The 14,818-nt window shown below is 37.2% G+C and carries 16 protein-coding genes, 1 tRNA gene and 2 pseudogenes; 10 read left to right on the top strand and 9 right to left on the bottom strand.

Annotated elements, in window-relative coordinates:
• Positions 1-13: 13 nt before the first annotated feature.
• Together dnaJ and CICURV3402_RS07460 are read left to right on the top strand one after the other, a co-directional pair.
• Positions 14-1,129, top strand: a complete 1,116-nt coding sequence (gene dnaJ / locus CICURV3402_RS01640; protein ID WP_158379577.1) for a molecular chaperone DnaJ — start codon at positions 14-16, stop codon at positions 1,127-1,129.
• A gap of 76 nt (positions 1,130-1,205) precedes the next feature.
• Positions 1,206-2,293, top strand: a pseudogene (locus tag CICURV3402_RS07460) (Na+/H+ antiporter NhaA).
• 209 nt (positions 2,294-2,502) lie between these two features.
• Here CICURV3402_RS07460 and rpsT read toward each other — a convergent pair.
• Complete coding sequence (gene rpsT, locus CICURV3402_RS01625) at positions 2,503-2,766, bottom strand: 30S ribosomal protein S20 (RefSeq protein ID WP_158379576.1); 264 nt, start codon at positions 2,764-2,766, stop codon at positions 2,503-2,505.
• A 202-nt stretch (positions 2,767-2,968) separates the two neighbouring features.
• Here rpsT and fis point away from each other — a divergent pair, with 202 nt between their 5' ends.
• Together fis and gltX are read left to right on the top strand one after the other, a co-directional pair.
• Positions 2,969-3,268 (top strand): DNA-binding transcriptional regulator Fis, encoded by a 300-nt coding sequence (fis, locus tag CICURV3402_RS01620; RefSeq protein WP_158379575.1) that lies wholly within the window; start codon positions 2,969-2,971, stop codon positions 3,266-3,268.
• Positions 3,269-3,348: 80 nt separating this feature from the next.
• Positions 3,349-4,752 carry a glutamate--tRNA ligase gene (gene gltX, locus CICURV3402_RS01615; RefSeq protein WP_158379574.1) on the top strand — a complete coding sequence of 468 codons (1,404 nt, stop codon included), beginning with the start codon at positions 3,349-3,351 and terminating at the stop codon, positions 4,750-4,752.
• A 493-nt stretch (positions 4,753-5,245) separates the two neighbouring features.
• On the opposite strand, the gene CICURV3402_RS01610 is transcribed toward gltX, so the two are convergent.
• The 6 genes from CICURV3402_RS01610 to envC form a co-directional block, all read right to left on the bottom strand.
• The gene (locus CICURV3402_RS01610) at positions 5,246-5,491 is read right to left on the bottom strand and encodes a GNAT family N-acetyltransferase (protein WP_158379573.1); all 246 of its coding nucleotides are present in this window, start codon (positions 5,489-5,491) and stop codon (positions 5,246-5,248) included.
• Between the two features lie 194 nt (positions 5,492-5,685).
• The gene (locus tag CICURV3402_RS01605; protein ID WP_158379572.1) at positions 5,686-5,916 is read right to left on the bottom strand and encodes a hypothetical protein; all 231 of its coding nucleotides are present in this window, start codon (positions 5,914-5,916) and stop codon (positions 5,686-5,688) included.
• Positions 5,917-5,934: 18 nt separating this feature from the next.
• Positions 5,935-6,075, bottom strand: coding sequence for a tRNA(Met) cytidine acetyltransferase TmcA (locus CICURV3402_RS01600; RefSeq protein WP_235667608.1), 141 nt, complete (start codon positions 6,073-6,075; stop codon positions 5,935-5,937).
• A gap of 400 nt (positions 6,076-6,475) precedes the next feature.
• Positions 6,476-6,661 carry a tRNA(Met) cytidine acetyltransferase TmcA domain-containing protein gene (locus CICURV3402_RS07820; protein WP_487249577.1) on the bottom strand — a complete coding sequence of 62 codons (186 nt, stop codon included), beginning with the start codon at positions 6,659-6,661 and terminating at the stop codon, positions 6,476-6,478.
• Positions 6,662-6,934: 273 nt separating this feature from the next.
• On the bottom strand, positions 6,935-7,387 hold the full coding sequence (locus CICURV3402_RS01595; protein ID WP_158379570.1) for a DUF441 domain-containing protein: 453 nt from the start codon (positions 7,385-7,387) through the stop codon (positions 6,935-6,937).
• A gap of 104 nt (positions 7,388-7,491) precedes the next feature.
• A complete protein-coding gene (gene envC, locus CICURV3402_RS01590) occupies positions 7,492-8,706 on the bottom strand; it encodes a murein hydrolase activator EnvC (RefSeq protein ID WP_235667577.1) in 1,215 nt (404 codons plus the stop codon).
• Positions 8,707-8,949: 243 nt separating this feature from the next.
• On the opposite strand from envC, the gene rsmI reads away from it, so the two are divergent.
• Positions 8,950-9,822, top strand: coding sequence for a 16S rRNA (cytidine(1402)-2'-O)-methyltransferase (gene rsmI / locus CICURV3402_RS01585; RefSeq protein ID WP_158379568.1), 873 nt, complete (start codon positions 8,950-8,952; stop codon positions 9,820-9,822).
• Between the two features lie 126 nt (positions 9,823-9,948).
• Positions 9,949-10,024: transfer RNA gene (locus CICURV3402_RS01580), tRNA-Asn, on the top strand.
• A 6-nt stretch (positions 10,025-10,030) separates the two neighbouring features.
• Here the strand turns inward: CICURV3402_RS01580 and trmB are convergent.
• Entirely contained in the window at positions 10,031-10,756 is a 726-nt protein-coding gene (gene trmB / locus CICURV3402_RS01575) for a tRNA (guanosine(46)-N7)-methyltransferase TrmB (protein WP_158379567.1), read from the bottom strand.
• 124 nt (positions 10,757-10,880) lie between these two features.
• On the opposite strand from trmB, the pseudogene mutY reads away from it, so the two are divergent.
• The 4 genes and pseudogenes from mutY to cgtA form a co-directional block, all read left to right on the top strand.
• A pseudogene (gene mutY / locus CICURV3402_RS01570) lies at positions 10,881-11,915 on the top strand (A/G-specific adenine glycosylase); the annotation flags it as partial.
• A 3-nt stretch (positions 11,916-11,918) separates the two neighbouring features.
• Entirely contained in the window at positions 11,919-12,239 is a 321-nt protein-coding gene (locus tag CICURV3402_RS06345; RefSeq protein WP_320410059.1) for an oxidative damage protection protein, read from the top strand.
• A 29-nt stretch (positions 12,240-12,268) separates the two neighbouring features.
• Positions 12,269-13,348: a membrane-bound lytic murein transglycosylase MltC gene (mltC, locus tag CICURV3402_RS01565; RefSeq protein WP_158379565.1), complete on the top strand. Its 1,080-nt coding sequence runs from the start codon at positions 12,269-12,271 to the stop codon at positions 13,346-13,348.
• Positions 13,349-13,351: 3 nt separating this feature from the next.
• Positions 13,352-14,434 (top strand): Obg family GTPase CgtA, encoded by a 1,083-nt coding sequence (gene cgtA / locus CICURV3402_RS01560; RefSeq protein WP_158379564.1) that lies wholly within the window; start codon positions 13,352-13,354, stop codon positions 14,432-14,434.
• Positions 14,435-14,471: 37 nt separating this feature from the next.
• Here the strand turns inward: cgtA and erpA are convergent, their stop codons facing one another.
• Positions 14,472-14,816 carry an iron-sulfur cluster insertion protein ErpA gene (erpA, locus tag CICURV3402_RS01555; protein ID WP_158379563.1) on the bottom strand — a complete coding sequence of 115 codons (345 nt, stop codon included), beginning with the start codon at positions 14,814-14,816 and terminating at the stop codon, positions 14,472-14,474.
• Positions 14,817-14,818: the final 2 nt, after the last annotated feature.

The raw sequence follows: 14,818 nt of genomic DNA, 5'->3' as shown, positions 1-14,818 counted from the left end.
CAAGGCGGAAAAAATGAGTAAGAAAGATTATTATGAAATTTTAGGCATCACTAAAAATGCAAACGAGCAAGACATTAAAGATGCCTATAAACGCTTAGCTAAAAAATATCATCCCGATCGTAATAAAGATAAAGACGCAGAAACAAAATTTAAAGAAATGAAAGAAGCGTATGAAGTTCTTTCTGATCAACAAAAACGAGTGGCTTATGACCAACATGGTCATGCGGCTTTTGAACAGAGTGGAATGCGCGGTGGATTTCACAATTCTTCAAATTTTTCCAACGTTTTTAATGATGTCTTTAGTGATTTTTTTGGAGGACATCAGCAAAGAACACAACGTGGCAGAGATCTGAGGTACACCCTCAATTTAACATTAGAAGAAGCAGTACGTGGGGCGAGCAAAGAAATTCATATCACTACTTTAGTACACTGTGAGTCCTGTAAAGGAAGTGGTGCTAAACAAGGGACTCGCCCAGTGACCTGTACGACCTGCCGAGGTGTAGGAGAAGTGCATATGCAACAAGGGTTTTTTACAATACAACAAACCTGTCCTCGTTGTCATGGACAAGGTCAAATGATCAAAGATCCTTGTCGTCAATGTCGTGGAGAAGGCAAAGTTGAAGAACCAAAAACATTTTCTGTTAAAGTCCCCGCGGGAATAGACTCGAATGATTGTCTCCGTTTAAACGGTAAAGGCGAAGTCGGAGAAATGGGCGCCCCCAGTGGTGACCTTTATGTTCAAATTCATGTAGATCGTCATCATATTTTTGAACGTTTAAAGAATAATCTATACTGTAAAGTGCCTATTAATTTCACGACTGCTGCTCTAGGAGGAGAAATCGAAGTCCCTACTCTGGATGGCGCTATAAAATTAAAAATACCTCCAGAAACTCAAACAGGTCAGTGTTTTCGTATCCCTAATAAAGGGATTAAACCTGAAAAAAAGACGCTAGGTGATTTGTTCTGTACGATCTTTATTGAAACACCTGTTCATCTTAATGAAAAACAAAAGCAGCTACTACGGGATCTAGAACAAAGCTTTTGTGAAACTTCTTCTAAAAAAAATACCCCTGAGACTAAAAAGTTTTTAGAAAGTATGAAAAAATTTTTCGATGATTTAACTCATTAATAAATCATGATTTATTCTGTTTGTGTCAAAACAGTCAATATCGCCACTTTTTATTTTTTTGATTAATAGGAGTTTTATGAAGAATGTCATTCTTCAATTTTTAAGCTTAAAATCCTCGGGTGGAATGATTTTAATCATTGCGGTCGTCATTGCAATGAGGATGGCAAATAGTCCTTTGCGAGATCTATATCAATCATTTCTTGATATCCCCATCACATTCATAATTTCCACATGAGATATCAGCAAACCTTTACTGATTTGGGTTAATGATGGTTTGATAAGCCCTTTTTTAGTGGGCTTAGAAGTCGTGAATTAATAGAAGGTTCTCTTGTGGGTCCCGAGAAAGCCCTATTCCCTGCAATTACCGCTTCCAGGATAATTGTTAGCACCCGTCATAATTTATTTGTTGTTTAAGGTTCAGATGAGCTTACTCATTAGGGATAGGCTCTTCCTAAAGAGAGATATATTGCGTTTGTTTTAGGCGTGATGGCACTTTTAAGAGATCGTCTCTCTAATAGTTTAAAAGTATTTTTATTGGTATTAGTGATGATCTTATAGTGATCAATATCATTCTCTTTTTTATACGAAGAATCTTTCTTGGCTGACGTTTAAGATTTCCGTTGTTTCGATGGCTTTGCTAGCTATCTTAGCAGGACTGCTGATTCGTTTTATGATCTCTTTGCGCACAAAATATTCAACTTTAGAAAAATTAGAACACGGCTACATCCTTAGGTGGCTTATCTGATTTTACCTTTGTTCGCTTTTTCTAACGCCGGTGTTTCTTTATCTAGTGTTTCTTTTTCAGGATTGACTTCATTCCTACCGTTGGGCACTTCTACTGCATTAATAATAGGTAAACCTTTAGGTATTTTCATTTTTAGTTAGATTTCGGTGAAGACGGGGATTGCAAAATTACCTAATTCAATTTATTTAAAATGTATTTTTTCGGTTTATGTGTTCTATAGTATTGAATTTACCATGTCGATATTTATCGCATCATTGGTTTTTGACAGCTCCTATTTTAAACTAAATACCTATGAGAAACTGGGTATCTTACTGGGCTCTACGGTATCTGCTGTTTTAGGTTATAGCCTTTTAAATGTATTTTTACCGAAAAAACAAAAAACACTAAAAAGCCAGGAAGGTAAGGCATTAAGCATTTGACTTAAAAATAAAAAAATTACCTCTGTGCCTGTTTGAAACTTTTTGTTTGTTTCTTATCCTTCATCAAAAGCGCACTTTAAGTATGCATTTAGTCTACGTTAACTGCGCTTTTCCCTCGTTCTGGCCTCGTGTGTCATTATTTCAAATAGGCTTTTCAGGCACATTGAATGCACCACCGTCTCTTCTTCTCTTTTTCAACACGCTTATCCTCATAACATTGCATTAATTTGCGCTATTAGGTTTGATTTATGACGCGCGGCCTTATTTTTGTGTATTAATCCTTTGCAAGCATGACGATCAATAATGGGCTGCATTTGATGAAATGCTATCTCTGCTGCATTTTTATCACTAGAAGAAATGGCGGCATATACTTTTTTGATAAAAGTACGCACCATGGAACGACGACTGGCATTATGTTTGCGACGTTTTTCAGATTGAATAGCACGTTTTTTCGCTGATTTGATATTGGCCAAAGCTAACTCCCAAATAAATTGATTGAATATAAGTTAAAATCCGTGAAATTTGCCTTTTTACTGTTTGCTTGTCAATAAATTTTATCCTCAATAAAGAAAACTTAATGCCGTTTTTTCAAAACTGATTCTTTATTCTTTAGATGAAAATGCGTACTATGTCGTTCCTTTAAAAAAATTCATATCAATCCAAAAGAGCTGAGTTATGTTCGAATATCGTAAAAATTACGACGTATTCATTTCTAATAACACCAATATAGAAAATCATTCCATGCAAACACTTCTTCGTGATTCAGTAAGACTGGCATTGAAAAATTATTTTTTTCAATTAAACGGTCAAAATGTGACCAAACTTTATTCTTTGGTATTAGATGAAGTGGAACAACCTCTCCTCGAGATGGTAATGGAATATACTGAGGGTAATCAGACAATTGCTGCCAATATCATGGGTATTAACCGCGGCACTCTACGTAAAAAATTAAAAAAATATGCCATGGATCAGTGAATCCATTTGAATCACTTTATTAAAAGCAAGCAAAATCTCTTCTATTCGGCTCAAATAAAGAAATACAGGCATCAATCTTAATGAAAATAAAAACCCGATTTGCTCCCAGCCCTACAGGAGATCTTCATATAGGTGGAGTACGCACAGCGCTTTATTCTTGGTTATTTGCGCATCATATGGATGGTGAATTTGTACTTCGTATTGAAGATACTGATCTTGAACGTTCTACTCAAGAAGCTATCGATGCGATTATGGACGGCATGAATTGGTTAAATATAAGCTGGGATGAAGGACCCTACTTCCAAACGAAACGAATGGATCGCTACAATAGCGTCATTGAATCCATGCTGAATAATAAAACAGCGTACAAATGTTATTGTAGTAAAGAACGTTTAGAAAAATTACGTACAAAACAGATGATGGAAGGTTTAAAACCTCGTTACGATAGGAGATGTAGACATTATCAAAATCCACCCTCTGATAAAACACTTTCGGTTATTCGTTTTTGTAATCCAGAAGAAGGTTTTGTTATTTTTAAAGATAAGATCCGCGGAGAAATTAAATTTAGCAATAAGGAATTGGACGATCTTATTATTCGTCGTAGCGATAGTTTACCCACATATAACTTTTGTGTTGTGATTGATGACTGGGATATGGGTATTACTCATGTGATTCGAGGTGAAGATCATATTAATAACACGCCTAGGCAAATCAATATTTTAAAAGCGTTGAAGGCACCTATTCCAGAATATGCTCATGTTTCTATGATTCTCGGAGAAAATGGTCAAAAATTATCAAAACGTTTTAATGCTGTTAGTGTCATGGAATATCGTGATCAAGGTTATCTACCTCAAGCACTACTCAATTATTTGGTTCGTTTAGGCTGGTCGTATGGTGACCAAGAAATTTTTTCTGTCGATGAGATGAAAACGCTTTTTACATTGGAGGCGGTTAGTAAATCCGCGGCCAGTTTTAATACAGCAAAATTACTTTGGTTAAACCAATATTATATTAATCATTTGCCAATAGAAGAGGTAGCGGTACATCTTGCGTGGCATATTGAAAAAGCAGGATTCAATACTGCTCAAGGCCCTGAATTGGTCACAATAGTTAAATTACTAGGCGATCGCTGTAAAACTTTGAAGGAAATGGCTGAATCTTGCCGTTATTTTTATGAGGAGTTCGATCAATTTAATGAAAATGCAGCGAAAAAATACCTACGAGCACAGGCATATGAGCCTTTGTCACAGGTGAGCATCAAATTAGCTACTCTTTCTGAATGGGAAAAAGAAGAGATCCACAATGCAATTGAAAGTACTGCAAAAGAACTTGAAATAGGGATGGAAAAAATAGGGATGCCATTACGGGTTGCGGCTACAGGCCAAGCTCAATCTCCTGCTTTACATATGACTATCCACGCCATTGGTCAAGCCAGAACATTAGCTCGTATTGAAAAAGCACTGACGCTGATTGCTGCTAGATAAGTTTACGCCTTGACAATCTCTGACTTCCCTACATAAATTCTTGATGTAATCAAGAGATTTTTTTAGCTATTGTCTGTTTGTATCTCATCGGTATTATATCTAGTAAAGAGAATTGGCCGTTCAAGACAGAAAATTTGAAAATAATCAACCACATTAATTATTTGCTTTCCACCGAGACGGTCAATTACTCTTTATCTAAACAAGATACAGCGTGATTGACTTTATTTCGCAAATAGACAATAAGTACTTTTGGCCAGTGAAATCAAGGGATCTAATAGAGTGACTTTGTGATATATGTTTTTTTAAGTACTTATGTAAATGAATAATGGAACAAGCGTTTTTGATGCATCGTTGTTTTAATAAACGTTATAATGACTCTAAACTTGCAGATAATGGGCGGTTTGCAAAAACAAAACCTGCAAGCTCACGTCAATCTTCTTGATTTAGTTCTTGTGACTCCTCTGTCGTTTCTAAAAAAATAGAAAGTTTGCTTTTAATCAGTGGCATCTCGAATCATTTGTTTTTGTGCAGCTTGATAAAGCAGCTTTCCTGCTGGGCTGAATTGGAATATGGCCATCAACGTGCAACAACCAGTACAGGTGTCATTGTGAGATCCTATACGTACCACTGTAAATCTACAGGCCCTCCAAAAATCACTTAATTTACGTTCATAACCAAAACTGACAGAAATAAAATCCAAACCTGCCTGTTTTGCACGTGTGATTTCCAATAAGATCATTTGTTTAGAAATGCCTTGTCGGTGATATTTTCCATGATAGTAATTCTACTGATGTGTCTTGAGCATAATGTAGGTGCCTACCACTGCCCACTGTGTGTCAATAATGATTTGGTAACTAAACTCCAGGGAGAACGACGATGTCCAGCCCAAATCTTTCTCACTAATCGCTCATCCAAACCTTCTTCATCAACTAACTATAAAACCGATAAAATACAATCTCCGGATAAAATCGCCGAAAAATGCATCCCATGAGCATCTGTAAGACGACGTAAATCTTTTGTTGAAGTCCGATAATAGGCATCAGAGAGCACCCTATAAAATGCTTGCAAACAACGAGGTTGCGATAACTCGTCTGATTGCGTAAAAGCGATGATTTTTTTGGGTAGACCCTTTTTGAGCTTACTCGGGATTTTATTTAAAATCATTATTTCAGTTCACATCTGCTATCGTGAATCACTTTTTGCCCATCGTATAGGTTGGTTTAAAGTTAACCATTGTGCCTTTGGAAACTGAGAAAATAATTTCAATACAAAGGCATGTCTTATGCCTTCATAGCCATCTATGGTCGTATTCAGAAAAATCAACTGAAAATAGCCTAATAATTTTGATGTGAGCGCAATAGGCAAAGAAGCTGCTTCATCACAATCACCAACTAATTGACGTGGTCTACCTGATGTTTAAGACAGTCATTCAACAGTGTATCAGGTGCTATAAAAATGATCTCTTTACCAGAGTGGTTGTTTAAAATTTGAAGCGCAGATTATCAGTGTTGTTACTCCACAAACACCGAAACATTGTGAGAGAAACATCCCCGCTAGAGTGGCTTTCCCACATCCTAGAGCTACAGTCAGTAGCCAAGTGCCCGTTTTTACGCTCAGCGATGTATTCAAAATTGTTTGTTGTTCTGAAGTGGGATGCCCTATAGGCGCTCTCCATTTTAGCCGTTTTATACCTATGTGGGAGATGAGGTGACGATCCTTGCCGCTAATAGGCAACTTCTTGGGGAGATAAGAGTATCTTTTGAAAATGAGAGATACAATAAGGAGTCGGAATAAAATGTTTGTATTCACTCCAACGAAGGTTATCCCGATCTAGCAGATTGTGCCACGAATCCCAGTGTGGCAGCAACATTAACAAGCAACTCGTTGCTTTCAGAACTCCTGCTAACACGGCCAAGGCATCGATATCTAACCCTGTTGTGGTATCTCAAACACGCCATATAATTGTTCTTAGCCCAGTAACTTTTGCACTCATTGAGCGCCAATCAGAGGATCTGTGCTTAAACGAGTGTCACCCACCCATATTTAATCGACCTGTAACCACTAGTAAAAAGCTTTGGCGGTTTCTAAGCACTATCTCGTATTGCCGTTTATGATTAATAAAAGACGGATACCTTGTGTTCTTATTTTTGTTTAATGCGTGACCCATTTCGTTTTCAATAAATTAAAACTTGCCAAGTGCGAGTGAAAGCAGCCCAGCTGCAATCAAAGGCCCCACGGGCACGCCTTTAAAAAACGCCACACCTAAAATCGTGCCCACCAGCAAACCTGTTACGACTGAAGGTTGATGACTCATCAATGAAACCCCTCGTCCTCCTAACCAAGAAACGAAGACACCAATGAGAATGCCTAGGATGGATTGCCAGTGAGTGAAAGAATTAAAAATGTCACGCACATTGATTTTTCCACTGGCAATCGGCTCTAACACAGCGATAGTTAAAATGAGGATCCCGGCTTTTAATGCATATTTTTCAACCCAAGGAAAAAGCAAGTTTGGATAAATAAAAGACAGAAAAAACAAGCACACTACAGAGATGCTCAACGTCGTGTTTTTGCTGATTAGACCCAGTATTGCAAATAGTAATAAAACAAAGAAAGTGGAGCTAAAAAACATCATTTAAGATCCTTGATGATTATAATTTGAAATTACAATATAAGGTAATCAAAAAAGTGAACAAATAATATTGACGATAAAATAATCAAACGAATAATAAATCGTTGTTATTTTTTAAGCCAAAGCCGTGGATTGACAGCTTGACCTTGTCGACGTATTTCAAAATAAAGCGCAGGTTTTCCTTCCAAAGGGCTGCTGCCAGCTAACGTGATGGGTTGCCCTGCTTTTACCTGTGTATTTAATTTAACCAATATTTTTTTATTATAACCATATAAACTCATGTCCCCTTTACCATGCTCTATGACTACCACTAGACCATATCCCTGTAGCCAATCAGCCAATAAAACATAGCCATCAGCGATGGCTTTTATGGGTTCACCTTCATTTATGTCAATGACCATCCCTTTCCAACGTAGTTCACCCTGTAGTGATTCACCAAAATGATGAAGCAGAGTGCCTTTTACTGGCCAGCTTATTTTCCCTTTGGGTGCTCCTATTCCTAAGGTGAGAGATACGAAAAAATGCTTCCGATTATTAGGTTGAGATTTCTTGCCTTTTTTGTCTGCATATTCATAACGCATGTGAGCTGCTCGTTGTGCCTTGAGGATGGAATTTATTAATTGTGTTTCATATGATTTTAAATGGTCAAGAGAGCTCTTTTCCTTTTTAATAGAGGCTTCTAATAATGATAAAATTTTTTCATGTGCCCACGGTATTTTTTTAAATTGTATCTGTTGTGTTTTTTGCTGATCTAATAATGTGTTCTGTTGATTTTTTTTCTTTATTAATATGCTTTTTTTTTCGCTTAAATTGATTTGAGTATTTTTTAACTCCTGAACAGAGTTAACGCGAGCCTGATTCAAATAATCTATATAAGAAAGCACCCGCCAAGAAAGGTGGCTTTCTTCACCTTTTAATAAAAATTGTACACCGTGTGTTTTTTCTTGCTTAAAAATAAAATCGAGTTGTTGAGCAAGCATCAACTGTTGTGCGTTTAGGGTATTTTTTAAGGCATCAATAGACTCTGAAAATTCAGCGATTTCTTCATTTATTTTATTTACGGCGTTTTTTGAAAGAGCTAATGTTCGCTTCAGTTTTTCAATCGCTTTTTCTTTTTTTTTAAATTGACTCAATAATTGATGCTGTTTTTTCTGTTTCTCCAGAACCGTTTTTTCTTTTTTTGCAATTTCCTGTTGAAGTGTTGCAAGTTGTACTTTGTTGTCACTGTTTTTTTTATAGAGTAATAGATCAGAGGCTCCCGAAAAAGAGGACTCTAACAGGGAAATTCCTAATAAAAAAAATGGGTATACGACCTTAATCATCGGCTTCGATTTAAAATATGCTCTATAAAACATGCATCTCCTTAGAGACTTTTGGAAATTGAGCTAAATATATTTCAGGGTGTTTTTTATTTTTGAAACCATGCTCGATTTTTTCATTAATTTGCTTTTTTTATGGCAAAAAACATGTGATATCGAATCATCTTAAAAAATTTTTTTATTATTAATAATATTTTATTTATTAATAATAAAAATTATTTTACGATATATTTTTTTGGATAAAAAATGCATCAATATAATGAGCAAATCGTTTTTGCTTCCACGCTTTATGTCATCGCCACCCCCATCGGAAATTTAGGGGATATTACACATAGGGCTTTAGATGTACTAAAGCGTGTTGATCTGATTGCAGCAGAAGACACCCGTCATACAGGTCTTTTACTACAGCATTTTAATATTAAGGCCACTCGGCTATTTGCATTACATGACAATAACGAAAATCGAAAAATAGGTGTCTTACTTGAAAAATTAAAAAATGGTCAGAGTATTGCGCTGGTTTCGGATGCGGGCACGCCATTAATCAATGATCCGGGTTATCACTTAGTTCGCAGTTGCAGAAAGGAAGGCATTCGTGTTGTGCCATTACCTGGGGCTTGCGCTGCGATTGCGGCGTTATCTGCTTCAGGAATTGCTTCAGATCGTTTTTGTTATGAAGGATTTTTACCGTCAAAAGCTCCATCGCGTCAAAACGCGCTCAAGGCATTAATTGAAGAAAAGAGAACCCTGATTTTTTATGAATCACCCCATCGTGTACTCGACAGTTTACAAGATATATCCTCAATATTTGGGGAAGAACGTTATGTGGTGCTTGCTCGGGAGCTCACTAAAACTTGGGAATCGATTTATGGGGCGCCTGTTCAAAAATTACTCAATTGGATAAAAGACGATAAAAATCGTCATCGTGGGGAAATGGTGCTTATCATGGAAGGCCATCGAATCAAATCCGACAATTCTTTGCCTCATGCGGCATTAGAAACTTTTCATTTATTACATTCTGAGCTATCTATCAAAAAATCAGCTGCTTTAACCTCTAAAATTCATCATGTCAAAAAAAATGCGCTTTATCGTTATGCCTTGGATAATAACTGGCAAGATTAAGATAAAATAAAATTTATCTGTCATCATTAAACTCTTGAGTCTCAATTTATATTTAAATTTCTTGCTACAATTTAGCGTTGACAGTACAAAAGCAACTGGATATCATGCGCACCTCGTTCAATCTATTCCTCTGTAGTTCAGTTGGTAGAACGGCGGACTGTTAATCCGTATGTCACTGGTTCGAATCCAGTCAGAGGAGCCAAATTTTTTACCCCCCCTCTTTTAAGCTTGCTTTAGTTATTTTTTCAAATAACAAATCCCAAACACCATGACCTAGTTTTTTACCTCTGGTTTCAAATTTGGTTAAAGGTCTTGATTCAGGTCGTTCTACATAGTTCTCACTAACAGAAAGGTTTTTATAACCGTCGATCATTGAAATAACTTTGAGCATATGTTCGGCATAAGGCTGCCAATCGGTTGCCATATGACACCATCCCCCTACTTTTAATTTAGTTTTCACCAACTCTAAAAAAGGGCGTTGTACAATACGCCTTTTATGATGCCGTGCTTTATGCCATGGATCAGGGAAGAATAATTGCACTTTTTCTAGAGAATGATCTGCAATCATATGTTTGAGTACCTCAACAGCGTCATGACAAATAATTCTCACATTCGTCACATGAGCGGCATGAGCTGATCTCAAACAGGTACCTATGCCAGGTATATGAACTTCCACCCCTAAAAAATCTTGTTCTGGGTTCAGTATTGCTGTAGTGATCAGAGAATCTCCCATACCAAAACCGATTTCTAATACAAGTGGCGCTTTTCGCCTAAATAATTGAGTCGTGTCAAGCAAGCTGTTTTGGTAGTCCACACCCATTTGTCGCCAGTATTGATCTAAAGCCCATTTTTGCGCTTTTGTTAAACGTCTCTGACGACGTACAAAACTACGGATGGGCCGTAACGCCTCTGTTTCTTTTAAAATTGATAACATATTGTGTTTTATCTTTGAGAAATAAAAAAGCGATAGTTTACAGTTTCAAGACTCTATGCTGCAATATCAGAAAAAAACGGTATGATTTGAACTTATTGAGTTTATTGGTTGGATACTACTTAGGATGCAAGCAAAAAAATTTTCGGAAATGTTAGTTAACTGGCATCACCAACATGGCCGGAAAACTTTGCCCTGGCAATTAAATAAAACCCCTTATCGTGTATGGCTTTCAGAAGTCATGTTGCAACAAACAAAGGTCGCAACCGTGATCCCTTATTTTCAGCGTTTTGTGACACGCTTCCCAAATATCAAAGACCTCGCTCAAGCCTCTTTAGATGAAGTATTACATCTATGGACAGGTCTTGGGTATTATGCTCGTGCGCGAAATTTGCATAAGGCCGCTCAAACGATCTTTGCTCAATATCAAGGGCAATTTCCTTTGGCTTTTTCAGATATCGTTGCATTACCAGGGATTGGCCGATCGACCGCCGGTGCTATTTTGTCGTTGTCGATGGGGGAATCTTTTCCTATTCTGGATGGAAATGTAAAAAGAGTATTGGCCCGCTGTTATGCAATAGAGGGTTGGCCAAATAAAAAAGAAGTGGAGCAAAAATTATGGAACCTCAGCGAAGAAAGGATGTTGCTTTCTGATGCTGCGGCATTTAATCAAGCCATAATGGATCTTGGCGCGATGATATGTACTCACTCTACGCCTGAATGCACGATTTGCCCGCTACAGATTGGTTGCTTGGCCTTTGCGAATCACAGATGGGCTGATTATCCTACTACAAAACCTAAAAAAATACCCCCTGAAAAAACCGCGTATTTTCTTTTGATACAAAATGGAGAACAGATTTGGCTTGAACAACGCCCACCTATCGGCTTATGGGGTGGTTTATTTTGTTTCCCAGAGTTTAAGAAAGCTTCAGAGCTTGCTCTGTGGTTGAATATTCGTGGGCTAAAAGAAGTAGATTTATCTACTCTGGCGCGCTTTCGTCACACTTTCACACATTTTCATTTAGATATTTTGCCTTTTTTACTTAAAACGAAAGGCTTAAACAACAGATGTATGGAGAAGGAAAAAGGTTTGTGGTACCACTTATCTGAACCTCCATCAATAGGATTGGCGGCTCCGGTGAAACGTTTGCTATTACAACTGAATATGAACAATAAAAATGCTCGCATAAAAATAAAAAAAGGAAAAACAGATATGAGTAGAACGATTTTTTGTACTTTTTTAAAAAAAAAGGCACTTGGACAAGATTTGCAAATTTATCCAGGGGATATAGGTCGACGTATTTATGATGACATATCTCAAGAAGCTTGGTTACTTTGGCTAAATAAACAGACTATGCTGATTAATGAAAAAAAGCTGAGCATGATTCATCAAGAAGATAGGGCATTACTAGAGCGTGAAATGATTAAATTTTTGTTTGAAGGACAGGATGTACATATCTCGGGATACATTCCACCTAAAGACTAGACTTTTTTTGTTTAAATCTGGTTCATAACATGAAGAAAATAGCGATTTTATTTCTGCTGATCTTCCTATTGATTTCTTGTGCAAAGAAAAAAAATCAAGATAATCATGTAGATTACATCAAAGACACAGATAGCTTTGATATTTTAATGGGGCAATTTGCACACAATATTGAAAACATTTGGGGATTTAATGAAATATTAATGGCAGGTCCTCAAGATTACGTCAAATATACAGATCAATATCAAACTCGCAGTCATATTAATTTTAAAGTGGGCAGTATTACAGTTGAGACCATAGCTACCATAGATCCTAAAAGTCATTTAGGTAACGCTATGATTGCAACTTTACTTATGGGAGATGATCCCACTTCTGTTGATCTGTATTCAGACCTCAACGACATCACCATCAGTCAACATCCATTTTTATATGGCCAAGTATTAGATAACCATCATCAACCCATTCGTTCCCAATGGGCTGCACGGCATTTTGCTGATTATCTGTTAAAGACAAAAATACAGAAAAGACGCTCTGGGATAGACTGGATATGGTCAATCACGTTAAAGATGGTGCCAAATCATATTGATCAAAGAGCTAAAAAATATTGGTCTTTCATCAAGCATGCGTCGGCGAAATATGGTATTGAAACCTCCTTAATTTTGGCGATTATGCAGACAGAATCAAGCTTTAATCCTTATGCTGTAAGCTCTTGTGATGCATTAGGTTTAATGCAAGTGATGAGATATACCGCAGGGAAAGATGTTTTCCAGATGAAAGGAAAAAGCGGACAACCAAGCCGAAGCTATTTGTTTAATCCTAAAAATAACATTGATATTGGTACAGCCTATTTGTCTATTTTAAAAAAAAGTTATTTAAGAGAAATTAAAAACCCAATCTCTCGTCGTTATGCGATTATCTCGGGTTATAACGGGGGGGCAGGTAGTGTATTGCGCGCATTTTCTACAGATAAAAATAAAGCCATCGAGGTCATTAACCGAATGCAATCAGATGATGTGTTTTATATACTGAGCACTCGGCATCCAGTCAGCGAGGCACGTCGTTATTTGCTGAAAGTGAATTGTCTTCAAAAAAAATATCGATATAAGGAATAAAAGATGAAATTTGTTGATGAAGTCAGTATTCAGGTTGAAGCAGGGGATGGTGGTAATGGTTGTGTCAGCTTTAGAAGAGAAAAGTATATCCCTTATGGTGGCCCTAATGGTGGTGATGGAGGCGACGGTGGGCATGTTTATCTTATTACGGATGAGAATATTAATACTCTGCTTGATTATCGTTTTATTCGAATATTTCGTGCTGAAAGCGGTCATAACGGGAAAAGTTATGATTGTACAGGCAAAAGAGGTCAAGACATTACCCTTAAAGTGCCCGTGGGGACGAGGATACTGGATTGTACTACTGGTGAAATTTTGGCTGATATGGTCCGTCGAGAACAAAGGGTCATGGTTGCAAAGGGAGGTTTTCACGGATTGGGAAATACCCGCTTTAAGTCTTCTATTAATAGAGCACCGCGTCAAAGAACATTAGGCAGCCTCGGTGAAAAAAGAGATCTCACTTTAGAATTACTTTTGCTGGCAGATGTCGGTTTGTTAGGTTTGCCAAATGCAGGGAAATCCACTTTCGTTCGATCTATCTCGTCTGCAAAACCTAAGGTCGCAGATTATCCTTTTACTACCTTAATTCCGAGTTTGGGGGTTGTTCGGGTGGATCAAGCAGAAAGCTTTGTAGTTGCTGATATCCCAGGACTCATCAAGGGTGCTGCACAAGGAGCCGGTTTAGGGATCCATTTTCTAAAACATCTAGAACGCTGCCAAGTATTATTACACTTAGTGGATATCGCGCCTATTGATGGCGCAGATCCTGCTGAGAATGCAAAAATGATCGTCAACGAATTAGAGCAATATAATAGCAATCTTGCTGAGAAACCCCGTTGGCTTGTGTTTAACAAAGCCGATGTTTTATGTTCAAAAGCAATAGAAGAAACAGCTAAAAATATCGTCAAAGCGTTAGGATGGAACGAAAAATACTACATCATTTCTGCCATAAAGAGTATAGGTCTTGATCCTTTATGCCAGGATATTATGAATTTATTAAAATCTCACCCTCGAATATTAGTTGACTCAAAAAATGCACCTGATAAATCTGAATTTATCTGGGATAATCAGCATGAGACTCATTAAAAGTGATGGAAAGCTTTATGGCATCAAAAATGCGGGACTAAACGCTAAAAGAAGAGCCACAACCACAGGTGGTTTTAGCATTGAGATTTTTTACAATAAAACGTGAATATTCTATGCTTTCAATATAATCTACGATACCCCCTATTAAGTACCCCAAACTCAAGGGGTCAACGATAAGAGAAAAACCCTGTTTATTAATCGCCAGATCTCCTTCGTTTACTTTATCGTCTAAAGTAAACATATATTTAAAACCATTACAGCCACCCCCCTCAACGTAAACCCGCAGCTTTTTATTGGAATTATGTTCATTGGCAATCAACTCTTTAAATTTAAGAGCCGCAGATTCTGTAAAATCTAAAGGTAATCGGGTTAAATGATTCATTT

Origin of the sequence: Candidatus Williamhamiltonella defendens, from assembly GCF_900699045.1 — a bacterium.
GTDB lineage: Bacteria > Pseudomonadota > Gammaproteobacteria > Enterobacterales > Enterobacteriaceae > Hamiltonella > Hamiltonella defensa_A.
Note: the sequence above shows the minus strand (reverse complement) of the source record. Positions and strands in the feature narration are given on the sequence as shown.

What these genes read in the sequence shown, in the direction of transcription:
- dnaJ (WP_158379577.1), top strand. Translation starts at nt 14, where the DNA reads ATGAGTAAGAAAGATTATTATGAAATTTTAGGCATCACTAAAAATGCA.
- fis (WP_158379575.1), top strand. Translation starts at nt 2,969, where the DNA reads ATGTTCGAATATCGTAAAAATTACGACGTATTCATTTCTAATAACACC.
- gltX (WP_158379574.1), top strand. Translation starts at nt 3,349, where the DNA reads ATGAAAATAAAAACCCGATTTGCTCCCAGCCCTACAGGAGATCTTCAT.
- CICURV3402_RS01610 (WP_158379573.1), bottom strand. Translation starts at nt 5,491, where the DNA reads ATGATCTTATTGGAAATCACACGTGCAAAACAGGCAGGTTTGGATTTT.
- CICURV3402_RS01605 (WP_158379572.1), bottom strand. Translation starts at nt 5,916, where the DNA reads ATGATTTTAAATAAAATCCCGAGTAAGCTCAAAAAGGGTCTACCCAAA.
- CICURV3402_RS01595 (WP_158379570.1), bottom strand. Translation starts at nt 7,387, where the DNA reads ATGATGTTTTTTAGCTCCACTTTCTTTGTTTTATTACTATTTGCAATA.
- envC (WP_235667577.1), bottom strand. Translation starts at nt 8,706, where the DNA reads ATGATTAAGGTCGTATACCCATTTTTTTTATTAGGAATTTCCCTGTTA.
- rsmI (WP_158379568.1), top strand. Translation starts at nt 8,950, where the DNA reads ATGCATCAATATAATGAGCAAATCGTTTTTGCTTCCACGCTTTATGTC.
- trmB (WP_158379567.1), bottom strand. Translation starts at nt 10,756, where the DNA reads ATGTTATCAATTTTAAAAGAAACAGAGGCGTTACGGCCCATCCGTAGT.
- CICURV3402_RS06345 (WP_320410059.1), top strand. Translation starts at nt 11,919, where the DNA reads ATGAACAATAAAAATGCTCGCATAAAAATAAAAAAAGGAAAAACAGAT.
- mltC (WP_158379565.1), top strand. Translation starts at nt 12,269, where the DNA reads ATGAAGAAAATAGCGATTTTATTTCTGCTGATCTTCCTATTGATTTCT.
- cgtA (WP_158379564.1), top strand. Translation starts at nt 13,352, where the DNA reads ATGAAATTTGTTGATGAAGTCAGTATTCAGGTTGAAGCAGGGGATGGT.
- erpA (WP_158379563.1), bottom strand. Translation starts at nt 14,816, where the DNA reads ATGAATCATTTAACCCGATTACCTTTAGATTTTACAGAATCTGCGGCT.